This window comes from Tolypothrix sp. VBCCA 56010 (assembly GCF_050875635.1).
Taxonomy (GTDB): domain Bacteria; phylum Cyanobacteriota; class Cyanobacteriia; order Cyanobacteriales; family Nostocaceae; genus Hassallia.
This window is the reverse complement of record NZ_JBPAOH010000008.1, coordinates 62,598-79,887: the sequence shown is the minus strand read 5'-3', so window position 1 is coordinate 79,887 and position 17,290 is coordinate 62,598. Positions and strand designations below refer to the sequence as shown.

Here is a 17,290-nt window from a genome sequence, read left to right as displayed (position 1 = left end):
TGTGATTCAAGAATCCAAACAGATGATTAGCAAAGCATAATTATACCAGGAAATCAATTTTATTGTATTAAAAAATGACGTTCGATTAGCAATGGAAGCATGATGAAATCGCGGTAAAATTATTGAAAATTACTCGCATCAAGTTAGAATCTACCAATCGCCAGCTATGACCATCACTCTCACAACTAGAGAACACGCGGAACTTTGGGCTGAAGCCGCTCTGAACAGCCTGCACAACACATCGTCACAGAGGAATGAATTCCTTTGCGAAGTACCCAGGCAACTCGGCAAAGGCTATGTGCAAAACATTGAACTGCATCCTCATCTCTGGCTTTCGATTGAAGACTGCGAATACTACGATGACGTGCTGATTAAAACTCCCAGTTGGAACCACCCGTTGCAATTCATGGTCTTACTTTCAGGAATTATCACAGATGACTACGGGTGTCATGGAGGAGGACGCACACTCATCTCTGGAAGTGGCATTCAACGGGCAATGACGTTTGAGTTGCAGAAATCGCAACGTCTGGTGGGAGTTAATATCCACATGGAACCCGAACTGTTAGGAACGTTTTTCTCTAGAGAACCGGGACAAATTCCTTCAGAATTCCAATTGCTAGCAAAGGGCAATGATTGGCAAACGTTGCTTTACCCACAAATCACGACTGCAATTAGGTTTTTGACGCAGCAAATAATCAACTGTCCCTATCAAGGGATAACGAAGCGGATGTACTTACAGGGAAAGGTACTAGAGTTAATGGCGTTGCAATTAGCGCCAATTTTAGCAGATCGGGGTATTCAACAAACAGCACCGCGATTAAAATCAGAAACGATCGCTCGGATTCACCACGCTAGAGAGATTATGCTATCACGTCTGGAGAATCCACCATCATTAATGGAATTGGCAACTCTTGTAGGGATGAGCGATCGCACTCTCCTTTGACTTTGGCAAAAATACAACCTTGACGCTTGAAGCTGATTATCAGCGCAGTTCCGTACCAGACTATGATGGCTTACCTGCGGTAGGTACAGTTTTACCAAATCCCTTTGGGCGTGTACCGAAGTCTCGATTTTTGGACGATCCAAAGTTAGGGAACCAGATATACAGGGATACCCTTGTTGGTTATCGTTTACAACACAAATTTAGTGATAATTGGTCAGTGCGTAATGCCTTCAATACAGAAATCTTGGATGTTGATGAAGATATTATTTCGCCAGCTCTTGCAGCAGATAACAGAACTGTAACACGCACTGCATTCCGGGGAACAACTGATTCACAGTACTACACGTTACAAACCGATTTGCTCGGCAAGGTCAGAACTGGTAGCCTCAAGCATGACCTGCTATTTGGTTTTGACTTGTTTTGGGCATCCTCTGAGACTATAAGACGCACTGCCACCCTACCAACACTCAACTTATTCAATCCAGTTTATGAAAGACCGACTGTTGAGTTTACTAGAAAGAGTACTGACATTCTCGATCAACAAAATATTATTGGCGTTTATGCCCAAGACTTAATCTCATTGACAGATAACCTGAAAATTATATTGGGCGGACGCTTTGATTGGGTAGATCAATCGTTTGATAACAGGTTAACTAATAGAACATTTGACAGCAACGACACTGCCTTCAGTCCTCGCGTTGGTATTGTCTATCAACCTATCGAGCCTGTTTCCCTATATACCAGTTACAGTCGCTCATTTTTGCCAGCGGGTTTATTTAGTGTTAATGCAGACGGGACAACGTTTAAGCCAACCAAAGGCGAACAATTTGAAGTGGGTGTCAAAACAGAGTTTCTGGACGGCAGACTTTCAGCGACAATATCTGCTTACCAAATCACCAAGCAAAACCTTGTTGTACCCGATCCTACTCCTGGCTCAATCTTGAGCATCCAGGTAGGCGAACAACAAAGTAAGGGTATTGAATTAGATATAGTCGGTCAACCGATACCAGGGTTAAACCTGATTGCTACTTATAGCTACACCGACGCAGAAATCACTAAAGATACTAGACCAGCTTTCCAGGGAAATCAACCGAACAACGTGCCACGAAATAGTGCAAGTTTATGGGCTGCATATGAAATTCAAAGTGGAGGTTTGAAGGGTTTGGGATTTGGTGGAGGGTTGTTTTTTGTTGGTGATAGAAAGGGAGATTTGGCAAATACATTTACATTGCCTAGTTATGTACGAACCGATGCGGCGATTTTTTACCGCCGTGACAATTGGCGGGTAGGGTTGAACTTCAAGAACCTTTTTGATGTGGATTATTTTGAAAGTTCCCGCGACAGAAATGCAGTATTTTACGGCGAACCGTTTACAGTTCTAGGCACACTTTCGGTCAATTTTTGATTTTGTCACTTATATAAGAGCATCCACCATGAAATCCAAACAAATCCGCGATCTCACATTTTACTTACACCGCTACATTGGCTTAATCGTGGGACTGGTGCTAATCATCATCGGCTTAACAGGTAGCCTGCTGGTCTTTGAAAAGGAAATCAACCAATTCCTCCTCAGTCAACAGTTTGGACAAGTCATCCCCCAAGAACAACGCATAAAAGTAGAAACCGTATTAGAAACTGTCAAAACCGCCTACGCTTCCCAACCTGACTTGAAACTGTTGGGTATTAACACCCTTGGAGATGCTCACACCCCCTACCGCGTCTTTCTGCAATCAACAGAGAAAAAACGTACTGAAGTTTTCGTTAATCCTTACACGGGTGCGATTATGGGTGCGCGTCTGTGGGATAATACCCTAATTGGCTTGACGTTAAAACTTCATTACCAACTTCTAGCAGGTAAAATTGGAGAAATCATTGTTGGTATAATTGGCTTCTTATTTTTTATTCTCAGCATCACGGGAATTCTTCTCTGGTCTGGTTGGCGCAAGCTAATTTCTGGTTTCAAAATTAAGTGTAATACCCATATAAAAAGTGTAAATTTTTACATACATAAAGTAGCAGGAATTGTAACAGGCGTGTTTCTGACGGCGATCGCTTTCACCGGCTTTTGCTGGAACTTCTACGACCAAACCAAACCCCTAATTTACGCCGCTACCCTCACACCGATTCCACCCGATCCCGTTTCTCAAGTTATCGTCGGCAAACTTCCTAGAGGACTGACAGAGATTCTTCAAAAAGCCGATGCTGCGTTACCAGGTGCGGTAACAACTTACATCCGCTTACCGCAAACCCCAGAAGGAGTGTTCCGAATTGGTAAAAAATTGCCGCAAGAAACAAACGAATACGGTTACTCTCAGGTTTATCTCGACCAGTATACAGGTGAAGTGGTGCAATTGAAAAATGGTTTGGAAGCATCACGAGCCGACCAAGTTCTCAACTCGTTTGCACCCGTACATTACGGTACTTTCTGGGGATTGCCCACCCGCATTCTCTACGTTTTCGTTGGACTTGCACCCTTAGTTCTATTTATTACTGGCTTTGTGATGTGGTGGTATCGCTACAAAGGGAAACGCAGACAGCAGACTATGGAAATGGTTGAACCTGTAAGTAAGAGTTAGAAATGTTCAAAGCTTACGCCACTCACCCTGATTTTAACTATGCGAGCGTGCTTTTGCACGCCCTGAGCCAATGTTTGGATTTTCCCATTAATAATGCATTCGTGAGCCAATGCAATGTCTCCAATGTACACAAACGAATAAGTGAGCAAACTGTTAGTTAATTGAAAATTATTATCAACCATTTTCGGCGATACTCTTTGGGAGTCACTTCTCTACCTTAGGCTTCGCCCTAAGCGTAGCTATGCCGCAGGCAATATAGCGATCGCTATATTACTCACGCTTATAAGCTATTCCTGAAGCGCTTGCCCAAAAGTCTTGATGGCATCAACATGATTCACCATATTAATGCAGCGTAACAACAAATCCAGATCGATCCCTTTGACCTCCTCACTACTGGAAACCTTTTCATAGTGGAGTGTGTTGCCCTCTTTCCGCAGGTGATACACTTCTAGCACACCATCTTCCCAGAACCACACTTCCGGAATCAAGAGCCGCTTGTATGCCTCTAGTTTGTTAATCCCGCCACTGGTAAACACCACCTCGATCGCCAAATCAGGACGCACTCGACTAGGAGCCAGTTTATATGATTTATCTGCTTCTCGCTTCACAGCACCTGATTCACTTTCCAAGGTCATTGAGCCTGTTGGAGTAAAGTCAAATCCTGCCATGAGCAGGTAAAGTTCCAACAATGCGCCTAGTCTTTCTTTAACGGTTTGGTGGGGTTCTCCAGGCATTTTTCGGATCTCCAAAACACCATCTAGGAAAGACAGCCGATATCCTGGACGGTCTAATAACTGCTCAATGGCTTTGAATTCTCTCCAGGTCATTCCCTCAAACAAAAGGGGTGATTCCTTTGTGGGTGTAGCGTAGACGCTTTGCGGCTTGTCGTCAGACATCGCTGCTGAGGTCATAAAAGTATCCAGTCACATGCCAGATGAGAAATAATCAGCTTTGTCGGGCAATTCGCTTATTCTAACTTTTTTTGGGAGTAAGCCCTCGATTCGTTTTTCCGTGAAAGCTTCGGTGCGAAAAGCAAAGCGCGGGCGCTTTGCTTTTCGCTACAAAGTTGAAGAAGTTGAATATCTTGCTATCCACAAAATATTTAAGACTATTACAGTCGATACGCGACCAGTAGATGAAAATAATAGCCAGTAATTCTGGTAAAATTATTAACAATTTTTTGTATTAATTATTAAGATGACAATCATCCTTTCCTTAGACAATTGGGACGAACTGTGGTGTCAACAGAATCAAAATCCTCAAAACCACAGCATCTTGCTTGACGAATTTGAAACACTCCAAGAACTGCCTAAATGTCTGGGACTAGGGTATTGTCGGGGTATGAAGTTAGCTCCCGGTGTAGAACTGGAAATTTGTGACTATGAATTTCACCATGATGTAGCGATGAAGTCACCTGTCCACAATCATCTAGTGCAATTTATAATTTTTGCATCCGGATTCATTTATTGTGATGAGGTACATCCGAATCTTGGCGGGAAAAGCTTTTACTTATCTGGTAGTGGGATTTCACCTGCTCATACAGCAAAGTATAAAAAATTAGAGCGTATGACTTGCATTAACGTCGAGATTGAACCTGAAGTGTTAGCAGGGTTTTTGCCAAGACAGACAAAGCGCATGACTCCTAACTTAAAGCTGTTGATTAAAGAAAACGAATGGAAGACATCATTTTATCCAGATGTGACTTTAGCAATGCAAGTTACAATGCAGCAAATATTAAATTCTCCCTACCAGGGCGCGATCAGACGCTTGTATCTGCAAGCAAAAGTGTTTGAACTGCTAGCAATGCAATTGGACTTAATTTGGGCAGATGGGGGACAAATTTCGTCTTCAGTGCCACTTAAGCCAGACACGATCGCTCGCATACATCATGCTAGAGACATTTTACACCAGCGATTAAACAATCCGCTTTCAATGATGGAACTGGCACAACTCGTAGGCTTGAATGAGCGCAAACTGCAACGGGGCTTTCGAGAACTCTTTGGCACAACAGTATTTGCTTATTTACATCATCATCGCATGGAGCAGGCACAGATATTGCTGCGGTACAGAGATATGCAAGTGTCAGAAATTGCCCATGCTGTGGGGTATTGTCATTTAGGACATTTTACCGAAGCATTTAAGCGCAAATTTGGCATCACACCGAAGCAATGTCAATTAGGAAAAAAATCGCCGTAAGGATAAAAATTGTCGCTCTACCATGTGGCAATGCATTTGTGAATCCTGTAATCTTACTTTTCTAAGCTTGTTGATAAAAATTATCTTTTTAGATTGGGCATGGATAGTATGAGACAGGGTTACATCCACAATGTTAGATTGACCACCTTGATGTTACGAGTCGCACAATTTTCTCTCGGAATGGCGGTGACGCTGTTGTTCACATCAACCGCTTGGGCAGAAGCGGGTACCCAGAAAGCAGAGAATCAGCAGCAGCAGCCGCCAGTAAAAGCGACTGGGGACTGGGTAATCAATAGAAATAAATTAAAACCCATCTCCACCCCGAAAATTCTGCAACTCAGTGAGATGGAACGTCCTCATACTAGCGCTCAAATGTTACTGGGACAGTCGCCAGCAGTACCAAACACGCCTTCTCAAGAAATTGTGCAAGTTACAGGAGTGAAAGCAAATCCCACCGATAAAGGTGTGGAGGTGATTTTACAGACGACTGGTGGGAAGCAGTTGCAAGTTGTCAATCGCAGTACTGGTAATAGTTTTATCGTTGATATTCCGAATGCACAACTGCGTTTACCTTCGGGCGAGGCTTTTACATTTCGTTCCGAAAAACCACTTGCGGGAATTACTCAAATAACGGTAACAAATTTCGACGGCAATACTATCAGGGTGACGGTGACGGGTGAAGCGAGTTTACCAGTTGTGGAGTTGTTTGACGCTGATGAAGGTTTAATTTTTGGAGTTGCGAGTGTGGCATCAGCTACACAGCAACCACAACCAGATAAACCGCAAACTCAGACACAACCAAGTCAACCATCAGCTCAAGATGATGAACCGATTGAGTTGGTAGTGACGGGAGAGCAAGATGGGTATCGTGTGCCTAATGCCTCCACAGCGACAAGGACAGATACACCGATACGCGACATTCCGCAATCGATTCAGGTAGTGCCGCAAGAGGTGCTCCAAGATCGCAATGTGAGAACTGTGACTGAGGCATTAGAAACAGTGAGTGGTGTTGTTCCCATACAACTTCTGGGTCTGCCTGCGGGAGCCGGTTACATCAGAGGATTTGAGCAGCCGCAACAGTTCCGAAATGGCTATCGAGATAATGCCGATCGCTACGGTCTAACCGGAATCGGAACCATCGAGCAGGTGGAAGTGCTCAAAGGTCCTGCCTCAGTTTTATTTGGAGCGGTAGAACCGGGCGGAATCGTTAACATTGTCACCAAACAACCCTTGAGTGAACCCTTTTATCAACTCGCATTTGAGGCAGGAAACCGCTCATTTTATCAGCCCAGCCTCGATTTCTCAGGACCATTGAATGTTGATAAAACCCTGCTCTATCGCTTCAACGTCAGCTATCAAAGTTCAGACAGTTTTCAAGATTTTGTTACCAAAGATTTCCTCACCATCGCTCCTACAATCACCTGGAAATTGGGCGATCGGACAGCCCTCAACCTGTACTATGAATACCTTGATTTCTCTGGAGCGTATGATAGCTACCATTTTCTTGCCAGCGATGGCACGAAGCCGCCTCGGAACCGCTTTCTGGGCTATCCTGATTTTGCCTTTAATGACAAGACGACTCAAAGATATGGCTACACCCTGCAACACGAGTTTAGCGACAATTGGCAAATTCGCAACAATTTTTCTGCGGTTAATAGCGATACTAATGAGGTGTATTTTAGCCCAACAAATTTAAGCAATAATCGCAACCTAAGCCTAACTGCATTCGATGCTAAATTTACCCAAGACAACTACTTTGCACAGATCGATCTGCTTGGCAAGTTTAAGACTGGATCGATTTCACACCAACTCTTAGTAGGTTTTGATTTCAGTCACCGTAACGATACTTATGAATTTGCTAGAGCTACTGTCCCCGATCTAGATGTCTTCAACCCAAACTACGATATTCCAAAACCAAATTTTTCAGAACGTGTTCCCTTTCTATTTCCTACTATTCAACGTTACGGAGTCTACCTTCAAGATCAAATCGCTTTTCTAGACAACCTGAAGCTATTGATTGGTGGACGCTTGGATTGGATTTCACAAGAGGTGGAAAATACTTCAGAACAAAACGATTTTGCTTTCAGTCCTCGCGTTGGGTTAGTGTATCAACCCAGTCAATCGGTGTCTCTCTATGGCAGCTACAGTCAATCGTTTAACCCAGCCTATGGAGTTAGCCAGAGTGGTGACACTTTCGAGCCAACCAAAGGCACTCAATATGAGGCAGGGATTAAAGCTGATTTTTTAGAGGGTAGACTTTCAACAACACTGGCAGCTTATCAAATCACGAAGACCAATGTAACCACACCCGTTCCAGGTAGTAGCCCTCCCGTTTCAACTCAGACGGGGGAGCAGAGAAGTCGCGGAATTGAGTTAGATATCACGGGTGAAATTTTGCCCGGATGGAAAGTGACCGCTGCCTATGCCTATACCAATGCCGAAGTTACCGAAGATAACGTCATTCCCATAGGCAATAGATTACAGAATGTGCCAGAAAATCAAGCCAGCCTCTGGACAACTTATTTCATTCAAAAGGGCGCTTTGGAAGGCTTAGGATTTGGTTTGGGGCTATTTTATGTCGGCGATCGCCAGGGAGATTTAGATAACTCGTTTGCAGTCGGAGATTACCTGCGGACTGATGCGGCAATTTACTACCGTCGGGATCGGTTTAATGCCGCAATTAATATCCGGAATCTATTTGATACAGATTATTTCGGTGTTTCCGACGGTGGAAGAATCTACATTAGAAGAGGTGAGCCGTTGACAATCATTGGCTCCATCAGCTGGACGTTTTAACTCGCTCGCTTTGTTGGTCATTGGCTGAATAACTTGCCCGAACACAGCACTCGTTTTGTGGACAACTTACCAAATATTAGTTAGGGGTTGGGAGTGATAGTTTCCTGTTGTTGGGCGATTCTCTCCGAGACGGTACCGATCGCTCTAACTACATCGTTACAAAAGGAAACACAGACAGCAGATAATGGAAATGGTTAAACTTGTAAGTAAAAGTTAGATAATCAAAAAAGCGATCGCACCACTTTGTTTGTGGTTAGCTAGTGAAGCGATCGCACATCTTTTTAAAATCAGGAAAATCCTCTCTAAATTCACAGAGGATTTCTAAATAAGTGATAATATTTAACAAACAACTCAATAGTTATATTGTTTTACCGAAAGTGAGAGATTGATGAAAGTTCCGCGATCGCATGAAAAAGTGAAGTCCTGACTACGGTTATTTACGCTCCTCCAAGACTAACGTAGAATCAGCCGATCGCCCAAATTCTTCAGGTGCATATTGCAGGTGTACTTTCGCACCTGGATAAAGAAATGTACCGGGTGTCACTCCACGCACTAAGTAATGAAGGCTATAAACGCCTGGATCTAAATGGTCGGCGTAGGCGATAATGCGATCGCTATAAATTGTCTTAAAGTTAAGTTGCCAATTATCGGCTTTTGCTTTTAACGCAGATGTGGCAGTTTGAAAGCTTTCATCGACAGCTTCAAATCCCGCAGGTAGCGGATCGTTAATCACCACATGCTCTACAGGATGATCTACAATAACTTCTAAACCTATATCAAACACCTGTCCGGTTTCTATTGTCAACGGCTTATCTTTAGCATAAAGTCCGATTTTTTGCAAGACTTTTCCATCACCGACACGGCTAATTTCTCGCGATATGCGTAAACCGTTAAATCTTCCAGGTTGATTTCCTTGCAAGCGATAGCGATAAGCTAGTAGATAGTGTAATCTGCCTGAAGCTGATTTTTGCAGAATTAAATCGTGATGTCCGCGAGGTAAGTTAGCGATCGCCACATTTAGCTGTAAACTAGAATTGCGGTATCCTTGAAATTTACTTTCTCCGATTTTCTTATCGGCTAATTTCACAGTCGCAATAAAATTCGCTGGTGTTGGTTGCAGTTTCGCATATTCCACCAAAGCTGTCAGCGCTTGGGCATTGTCATAACTAGTTTGCCATGTTCCATTGCGTCGGAGTGTTAAAAGACTTTGAAATAACTTATCGATAACTTCTGGTTTAGCTTTGGCAGTGATAAACAAACGTAAAGCTTGCGCTTGTGCGGTTGTCGGTGAATTCATCCATCCCCAGCTGCTGGGTAAATTTATCACTGCGGTGCGACCAGTTTCATATATATATTGTTGTAACTGCTGTAAAAGTTGTTTAGATTCATCTTGCCATTCGGGAAACTGAGATAGATATCGCGTTAATTTAATTTGCGTTACTAAATCAAAAGCGTTGCGTTGTTGGTAAATATCTGTCAGAAAGCTATTGCGTTTATCGCCAAATTGTGCAATAGACATTAAAGCATTAAGTTGGATTTGGCTTTTACAAAGTTGCTGTTTGCAAAACTCAAATTGTCCGGGGTTGGCGAGGATTTTCTGCAAATATCCCTTGAGGCGTGGTATCATCCCTGCATCGACATTTGCTTTCGCCAAAGATTCAGCCACATAAAGAGAAATCCAAGGATCTGACTTTTCTTGTCCTGGGTAAGCTGCAAAACCACCATCGGCAAGTTGGAGTTTTTGCAATTGGGCGATCGCTTGGGTTGATTGTTTGGTAAAATTAAACTCTGGGAAAGTCTGACCGTATTTCTCTGAGAGTGTTTGCAGATTAGCGGCAACTATCAATTGACTCGCAGCTGGTTCAGCAAAAGGTAAATCATCATCTTCCATAACCTGCTTGGCGGGTGCTTTAATTTCCGGAATCAAATTACTCGCTAATTGAATGTCTAAACCTCCCGCTTCGGGAAAGACATTTTTATCGACATTCAAAGGAATTTTTACTTGATTCGCAGTAACACCAGTTTCGACAACTTCTTCTGTGACTTCCAGCGGTTTAACTTCCAAAGGTACTTCAAAAGCATCGGTGTTGCGATTTAGTTGAGTGGTAAAGCGGACTTTACTTTCACCAACACTCAAAGCGACGATGGGAAAGCGATAAGCAGAAGTAGCTGATTGAGTCTGGGTTTGTAAAGAAGCGGCTGTGGGATTTTTGCCTTCAAAGTTGATTGTACCGCTAACTGTACCATTAATTGCCAGAGTACCAGATGAGTTAGTGTTGTTAGTTATGGATAAACCGGAGAGAATGCGATCGCCTGGACGCGCAAATTGTGGCAATATTGGATTAGTAAGTAGTGGCTTTGTGGTGATAAACGTTGTTTCGGCATTACCAAAACGTAAATTTCCATCAGTAGCTACAGCCATTACTCGCCATGTAGTTAAATTATCTGGTAATTTAAATGTTATCTGTGCTTTACCATCAGCGTCTGTACGTACATTATTATAGTAAGCTAAAGCTTGAAAATCTTTGCGGATGCGGGTATTTGCTGCACCGGCTGAGAAACCACCACCATAACCCCAACCTTTCGGTTTAGCGATCGCGTTTTGTTCTACCACCACATTTTGACGATTATCGCTAAAGCGGGTAGATATTGATTGTTCAGCATAAACCGTATTTACCAAATCTGGAGGACGATAACCAGAAAGTTGTAACACCGCTTCATTCACCACCATGACGGTGAATTGTCCTTTGGTGGGATTTCCTTGATTGTCTTTGAGTTCCAATTGTACCGTTTCTGACGCACCAGGTTCTAATGAAGTTTGCAAAGGTGTAACTTGCACCTTTAAATATTTATCTGACAAATTCACTTTAAAAGGTGCAAAGCCAATTTTTCCTAAATTATTTAAACTTCCGGGTTGCAATTTATTTAGAGGAACACCCTGACGCAGCAACACAGCTTCAACTGCTGCATTTGGTAGCATTTCTGGTGTAACTTTAAATTGAATTTGTGGCGCACCGCCCTTAACTTTGGTAATCTGTTGATAAATAAGTTTGTCTTTGACAACAGCAAAGTACAATTCTCCTTCTGGATAGGGAGATTGAATCAGTGCGGTAGCAGTTTCACCGACTTTAAACTCTTTTTTATCAAGTTTCACCTCCAACTTGTCTTTTTCACCTTCACCCCAAGTTACTGGATTTTCACCAGTTGCCCAAATTTGCAAATCTGTAGCGCTTAAATCATCTTTCGCATCGCTAAAATTAGCTTGAATTCTGTAAGAACCTGATTCAGTCGGTGTTAAACTTACAGATTGAGGACTGTTACCAGATGTAAATTCTACTTTTCCAACCGTCTTATATTCAACTTGATTTTTCGCAGTTTTACTACCTTCCACCACTTGAGTTAAACTGCTGTATTTCATCTGCTGCAATTCCAGCTTAATGCGTTGACCTTCCAGCACTTTTCCCGTAAAGTCCGAAACGATAGCTTGAATCGGAAAAGCAAGACCTGCTTCAGCGACAAAGTTACTTTTTAAACCGATGAGACGATTACTCGGCAAAGCTGTAAAAGTCTGAGAATTCGCTACAGATAAATTAGAAACATCTGACACTTCAACATCCACCCGATAAATCATCGGATAAGGCAATTTCTCCACATTTACAACTTGACTGCTTTTACCATTAGCATCTAGCTGGGTATCAGTTTGCAAAACATCGCTTGGTAAAGACGGAGATTCTTCCGGGAAAAGCCATTGTCTGCCAAAACTGAATTCTTCCCAACCTTTAGGAATAAAATTAGTTTGGTTTCTCGTGACAAAATATTTTGCCTTTCCTGCTGACACAGGTGAACCGAACAGATAATTACTTGTGGTTTTCGCTGCAATATTATCACCAATAGAAGCAAATTGCTTATCTAAAGCTAATTCAACTTTAAAATTTGGTGGTTTAAATTCAGCTACGCGAAATTCTCCAGAAATTTCGTGTCCGTTTTTCCCCTTCGCTTGAATTGTATAATAACCTAATTTTTGATTGCTTTTGATAGGGACTTCCAGAGAAAACGTACCAAACTCATTCGTTGTTTGCGTACCTAAATCTGTCTTTTGCCCATCTGGATTTATAATAGTTAATTGGTAAACAGCATTTTTATCTTGCTGAATGATACCATTTTGCAAATAATCAGCGAAGCCAGTAAAATAAGCTTTTTCACTTGCTTGATATAACTGCCTATCAGAGAAAATTATTCCGCGTGATTCAGGTTTATCATTTTGCCAACCTGCATCAATACCATAACCATAAGCACCGCTATATTCATCAGTGCGTGCAAATGCCCAATCTTGATTTTCACGCGCTACTACTAATAGTTCTGGTGATTTTTTCAAGCTTTTGCTTTCAGCATAACATGACTGCAAATCTGAACGATTCAGCCTTAAGTTTCCATTTTCATCAGTTTTACTCGATGCACAAGCTACGGGTTGCGGACGAGATTTGGCATTCAATTTTGATTCATAAATTTCCACAGCAGCACCTTTTACAGGTGAACCATCAGCAAGATGATGAACCCGAATCAAACTCGATTCCGGAAACCACTGCGAAAATACACCCAAATTCGTTAACTGAACTAACCCATAACTCGTAGATTCTCTCCAAAGTTGTTTATTATTCTCTTGATATTTATTAGTGCGTCCCTGTACTCCATAAGCTAGCATTCCTGTAGACCTACCCAGCTTTTCTCGCAAAGGAATACTCACATCAACTGATTGATTCTTCTTCGTCGCTAACTTAAAGCTTTGCCATTCCGACGATTTAGGTAATAAATCATTCCCACTGTTAAAATAAACTAAATCTGTTGGTTTAAGTACTTTATAAGCAGCTTTATATTTTGACTCTGGCAAGTTGACTGTATTTATATTGAGTTGTAAATTCTTACCCGCTGGGAAAATATTTAATCCATCAGGAACCCAAATATCCCCCGCTAAATCTCCTGTATGATAATTGACGGTAACTGGTTTACCTAAAGTCTGCCCAAACTTATCTTTGAGATTTGCACCAATCGTAATTGTATAATGAGTGGCAGGTTTTAAAGCATAAGGATTGATGCTGACAAGTTTATCTTGGTCGTTGACTTGAATAAGTCGAGAAATGTCTTGCGGTGCCGGATTAATTTTAATATTTTCAATAGCCGAATCTGCTACTAAGACGTTATTAAATTCTAACTGTGGACTACCTTGAATAAATCTGCCATATGTTCCACCTGCATCAGGTTGCCCGTAAAATTTAATTCCTTGAAATGTCAGCGGAGAATAAGTTGTTAGCTTACTGACAAACTCTTTCTCACTTAAGAGATTACCATCAGCCGGACGCACACCGGGAGAAAATTGCAAGCGATAGCGAGTTGCTTTTTTGAGATTTTGCTGCGGAATCAGGTTATAAACCCAATTGCGTGTTGAAGGGTCAAACTTTTCTAGCGGTTCTTCATTTTCTTCTTTCGCTAAATCAACTTTAAAGCGTACACCCTGCTTTTTCCCTTCCGGAATAAGTTGCAAATGCTTTTCCACTGAAGCTAAATTCAATTCTACATTTGATGTAAATTGCAATTTCTCTTTTAAATCAATCGATTCTTCAGTCTTGTCTATGGGGTTCACACCTGGTAAATTACTTAAATTGATGGGTTCGGTGTTGAAAGTCCAAGCTAAATCTTTCTCAAGACGGTGTTTTTGTAAGTCAGCTAAACCAACTTTGAGAGTAACTTGAAATCGCGTTGCTTTTGGTAGTGCTTTCTCAGCTTGAAATCCTACCATACGCGGTGTCAAAAATCGAAAATGACCAGGTAAATTTGGCGTAATTTCAAACTTTTGTAACAAACTTTCTTGTTCTGGGTTATCAAGACTTTCAAGAGGAATTAAAGCTTCTTTAAAACGGATGCGAATTTGCTGAAGAGGTTTAGCATCTCCGAGTGGACTAATTTGTTCAATCCAATCTGGTAAATTCGGGGGAGTTAGTGCAGAAACTTCTGGAAGTTGTTCTTTACCTGGAGCGATACCAATTAAATTACACCCTGTTATTCCTATTACAAATGCTAGGATAAGCAAGGACTGGATTATTCTTATGAACATGTTAAAAAAAATAAAATAAAGTAATGTAGCAGTTTAAAAGTGCTAGTAATTGTGATATTCCCTTCCCGCTATAAAATCACCTATCTTCTTTTCCTTCCTCCTTCGTGTCCTTCGTGTCTTCGCGGTTCGTTAAATAGGTATTGTTTGAGCGGGAAGGGAGTAGGACTTACGCAGAAGAATGAAAAAAACGAACCGCGAAGACGCGAAGGACACGTTCGCGCTTCGCGTCTCCGACAGGAGAAGAGAAGAGGGTTTCAAAGGGTTTTTGGGTAAGTCCTATGTGATAAAAATTGTATGGACTATTTAGACAACCAATTGAGTCTGATTGTTTCCGAAAAACATTACAAATCTTAATATAGATGAGTAGAAAGAAGTTTGTAGTCAGGGCTTCAGCCCTTAAATCTATTATAATGAGGGCTAAAGCCCTCACTACGCTTATCGTAATTCTGCTATTATGTGTGACAATACGCTTATTGCCGTACTTGGCGCCAATTCGTACCGCAGATATTGCTCAAGATAAACAAGCGATCGCCTTTACAGACCGCAATCAGCTATTATTAGGAACGCTACTCACACGCGATCGCGAACATACCGCAGTCGTACCCCTAAATCAAGTTTCCCCCCAATTTATCCACGCTATCTTAGCGGCGGAAGACGGTACGTTTTATCACCACGGCGCACTAGATTTGAAAGCGATCGCCCGCGCTATCAAAGACGCAATTCACGCCAAAAGAATACTTTCCGGTGCTTCTACCATCACCATGCAACTAGCGCGGATGTTGGATTCACTACCCCGCACCGTATCAGGCAAAACTCAGGAAATTTGGTTATCTTGGCGGTTAACAGCCGGAATGAACAAAGATGATATCCTGAGTGCATACATCAATCGTTTGCCGATGGGAGGAAATATCTATGGTGTAGAAGCTGCATCTCGCATCTATTTCTCCATACCTGCAAGCGATTTGAATCTCGCACAAGCGAGTTTATTAGCTGCTATCCCCAATAATCCCACTTACTTTAATCCTTACGAACATTATCAACGCTTGAAACAGCGGCAAAAATACGTCCTTAATCGAATGATACAGGATGGATATATTACGAAGGCGATCGCCCAACGAGCATACACCGAAAAAGTTATATTTCAGTCTCGTCAACCGGGAATTATTGCCGCACCACATTTTTTATTTTGGCTATCAAGTCAAATCCCGCCAACTTCGCTTAACAAATCTTCATCTCCCATCCGCACCACCATCAATCGTCCTTTACAACAGTTTGTGGAAGCACAAGTACAGCAAGTACTTACCAACCTCGTTGCGAATAATGTTCATGACGCAGCTGCTTTAGTAATCGACAATCACACCGGGGAAGTTTTGGCTTATGTCGGTTCCCCTGATTACTTTAACGAAGCCAAACTCGGACGTAATGATGGAGTTCAGGCGCTGCGTCAACCAGGGTCTACACTCAAGCCGTTTTTATATGAGTTAGCTTTAGAAAAATCTGTAATTCGTCCCAATTCTATTTTAGCAGATGTGCCGGCAAACTACGCGATTCCGGGGGCAAAACTTTACAGTCCTACAGATTATACGCGAAGCTTTAATGGACCGGTGCGGGTGCGCGTCGCTTTGGCGAATTCGCTGAATGTACCAGCAGTCAGGGTGTTAGAAAAGGTTGGCGTGCAGAATTTTTTAAATCGTCTGCATGACTTGGGGTTTGCACACTTAACTCAGCCGGCAGAATATTACGGTTTGGGCTTGACTCTGGGTAGTGGCGAAGTCAGTTTGTGGGAATTAGCTAAAGCTTATGTGACTATAGCACGATTTGGACAAGCCATACCAATTATAACCACATTTTCTGATTCGCCGCCAATACGGGCGGGAGAACCCCGCCCCTACGGGACGACGTGGCAATTAATTGTTGACATGTTGAGCGATCGCTATGCGCGTGCGACAGCTTTTGGTGTAGACTCGGTACTCAATTTACCATTTGCTGCGGCAGTCAAAACGGGCACATCTTCTAATTTTCGCGATACATGGACTGTCGGCTTTTCTAGCGATTACACAGTGGCTACCTGGGTAGGTAATTTCGACGGCGAACCGATGCGCCAAGTATCTGGAGTTACAGGTGCAGCGCCTTTGTGGAATCGAATTATGTTACATTTGCACTCCTCACAAGAACCAGCTAATTTTCCTTCTCCGTCAGGGATGGTAAAACTACCGATGTGTGCAACTTCAGGGTTAAAACCTACACCAAGTTGCACCTCGGTTGTAGAAGAATATTTCTCTCCAGAAGACAAAAGCAGTTATGAACGTCTTCAGTTCAATTTACCCGGTGAGTATGATGAATGGTTAGCAAGACAAAATCAATTCAATTTAGCTTCTAACAATTTCAAGATTTTATCGCCTCACAATCGCGATTTCTTCTTATTATATCCAGGTGAAGAAGGAAAGCAAAAATTAGAATTTAAGCTAGGGGGAATATCATCTGAACCTGTAGAATGGAGGTTGAATGGTGAAAAGTTAGATACATCCGCAAATGCGTTATTTTGGACATTACGTCCCGGTAGCTGGACTTTATCAGCAAAAAGTGGTGAAATCAGCGATAAAGTAACTTTTCAAGTACAGTTAGCAAATATCAAACCCACACGTCGCGGCTTTTCTTATTAGAAACCCG

The 17,290-nt window shown here is 42.2% G+C and carries 8 protein-coding genes; 6 read left to right on the top strand and 2 right to left on the bottom strand.

Translation table 11 applies throughout. The features are described from left to right. Nucleotides 1-166 precede the first annotated feature (166 nt). Genes AABK37_RS04685 through AABK37_RS04675 form a run of 3 tightly spaced genes read left to right on the top strand, consistent with a single transcriptional unit; the run spans nucleotide 167 to nucleotide 3,519 of the window. Nucleotides 167-943 (top strand): AraC family transcriptional regulator, encoded by a 777-nt coding sequence (locus tag AABK37_RS04685; RefSeq protein ID WP_432550432.1) that lies wholly within the window; start codon nucleotides 167-169, stop codon nucleotides 941-943. After that, complete coding sequence (locus AABK37_RS04680) at nucleotides 927-2,348, top strand: TonB-dependent receptor (protein ID WP_432550451.1); 1,422 nt, start codon at nucleotides 927-929, stop codon at nucleotides 2,346-2,348. The genes AABK37_RS04685 and AABK37_RS04680 overlap by 17 nt, the downstream gene beginning before the upstream one ends. 28 nt (nucleotides 2,349-2,376) lie before the next feature. Further along, on the top strand, nucleotides 2,377-3,519 hold the full coding sequence (locus AABK37_RS04675) for a PepSY-associated TM helix domain-containing protein (protein WP_432550431.1): 1,143 nt from the start codon (nucleotides 2,377-2,379) through the stop codon (nucleotides 3,517-3,519). 287 nt (nucleotides 3,520-3,806) lie between these two features. Here AABK37_RS04675 and AABK37_RS04670 read toward each other — a convergent pair whose 3' ends face one another. Continuing rightward, nucleotides 3,807-4,430, bottom strand: a complete 624-nt coding sequence (locus tag AABK37_RS04670) for a Uma2 family endonuclease (RefSeq protein ID WP_432550430.1) — start codon at nucleotides 4,428-4,430, stop codon at nucleotides 3,807-3,809. A gap of 286 nt (nucleotides 4,431-4,716) precedes the next feature. Here AABK37_RS04670 and AABK37_RS04665 point away from each other — a divergent pair, with 286 nt between their 5' ends. Together AABK37_RS04665 and AABK37_RS04660 are read left to right on the top strand one after the other, a co-directional pair. Continuing rightward, nucleotides 4,717-5,715: a helix-turn-helix transcriptional regulator gene (locus tag AABK37_RS04665; protein ID WP_432550429.1), complete on the top strand. Its 999-nt coding sequence runs from the start codon at nucleotides 4,717-4,719 to the stop codon at nucleotides 5,713-5,715. Between the two features lie 99 nt (nucleotides 5,716-5,814). Then, nucleotides 5,815-8,511 carry a TonB-dependent siderophore receptor gene (locus tag AABK37_RS04660; protein ID WP_432550428.1) on the top strand — a complete coding sequence of 899 codons (2,697 nt, stop codon included), beginning with the start codon at nucleotides 5,815-5,817 and terminating at the stop codon, nucleotides 8,509-8,511. A 433-nt stretch (nucleotides 8,512-8,944) separates the two neighbouring features. On the opposite strand, the gene AABK37_RS04655 is transcribed toward AABK37_RS04660, so the two are convergent. After that, on the bottom strand, nucleotides 8,945-14,620 hold the full coding sequence (locus AABK37_RS04655; protein ID WP_432550427.1) for an alpha-2-macroglobulin family protein: 5,676 nt from the start codon (nucleotides 14,618-14,620) through the stop codon (nucleotides 8,945-8,947). Between the two features lie 410 nt (nucleotides 14,621-15,030). On the opposite strand from AABK37_RS04655, the gene pbpC reads away from it, so the two are divergent. Continuing rightward, a complete protein-coding gene (pbpC, locus tag AABK37_RS04650; protein ID WP_432550426.1) occupies nucleotides 15,031-17,283 on the top strand; it encodes a penicillin-binding protein 1C in 2,253 nt (750 codons plus the stop codon). The last annotated feature ends 7 nt before the right edge of the window (nucleotides 17,284-17,290 follow it).

What these genes read in the sequence shown, in the direction of transcription:
- AABK37_RS04655 (WP_432550427.1), bottom strand. Translation starts at nt 14,620, where the DNA reads ATGTTCATAAGAATAATCCAGTCCTTGCTTATCCTAGCATTTGTAATA.
- AABK37_RS04660 (WP_432550428.1), top strand. Translation starts at nt 5,815, where the DNA reads ATGGATAGTATGAGACAGGGTTACATCCACAATGTTAGATTGACCACC.
- pbpC (WP_432550426.1), top strand. Translation starts at nt 15,031, where the DNA reads ATGAGGGCTAAAGCCCTCACTACGCTTATCGTAATTCTGCTATTATGT.
- AABK37_RS04685 (WP_432550432.1), top strand. Translation starts at nt 167, where the DNA reads ATGACCATCACTCTCACAACTAGAGAACACGCGGAACTTTGGGCTGAA.
- AABK37_RS04675 (WP_432550431.1), top strand. Translation starts at nt 2,377, where the DNA reads ATGAAATCCAAACAAATCCGCGATCTCACATTTTACTTACACCGCTAC.
- AABK37_RS04670 (WP_432550430.1), bottom strand. Translation starts at nt 4,430, where the DNA reads ATGACCTCAGCAGCGATGTCTGACGACAAGCCGCAAAGCGTCTACGCT.
- AABK37_RS04665 (WP_432550429.1), top strand. Translation starts at nt 4,717, where the DNA reads ATGACAATCATCCTTTCCTTAGACAATTGGGACGAACTGTGGTGTCAA.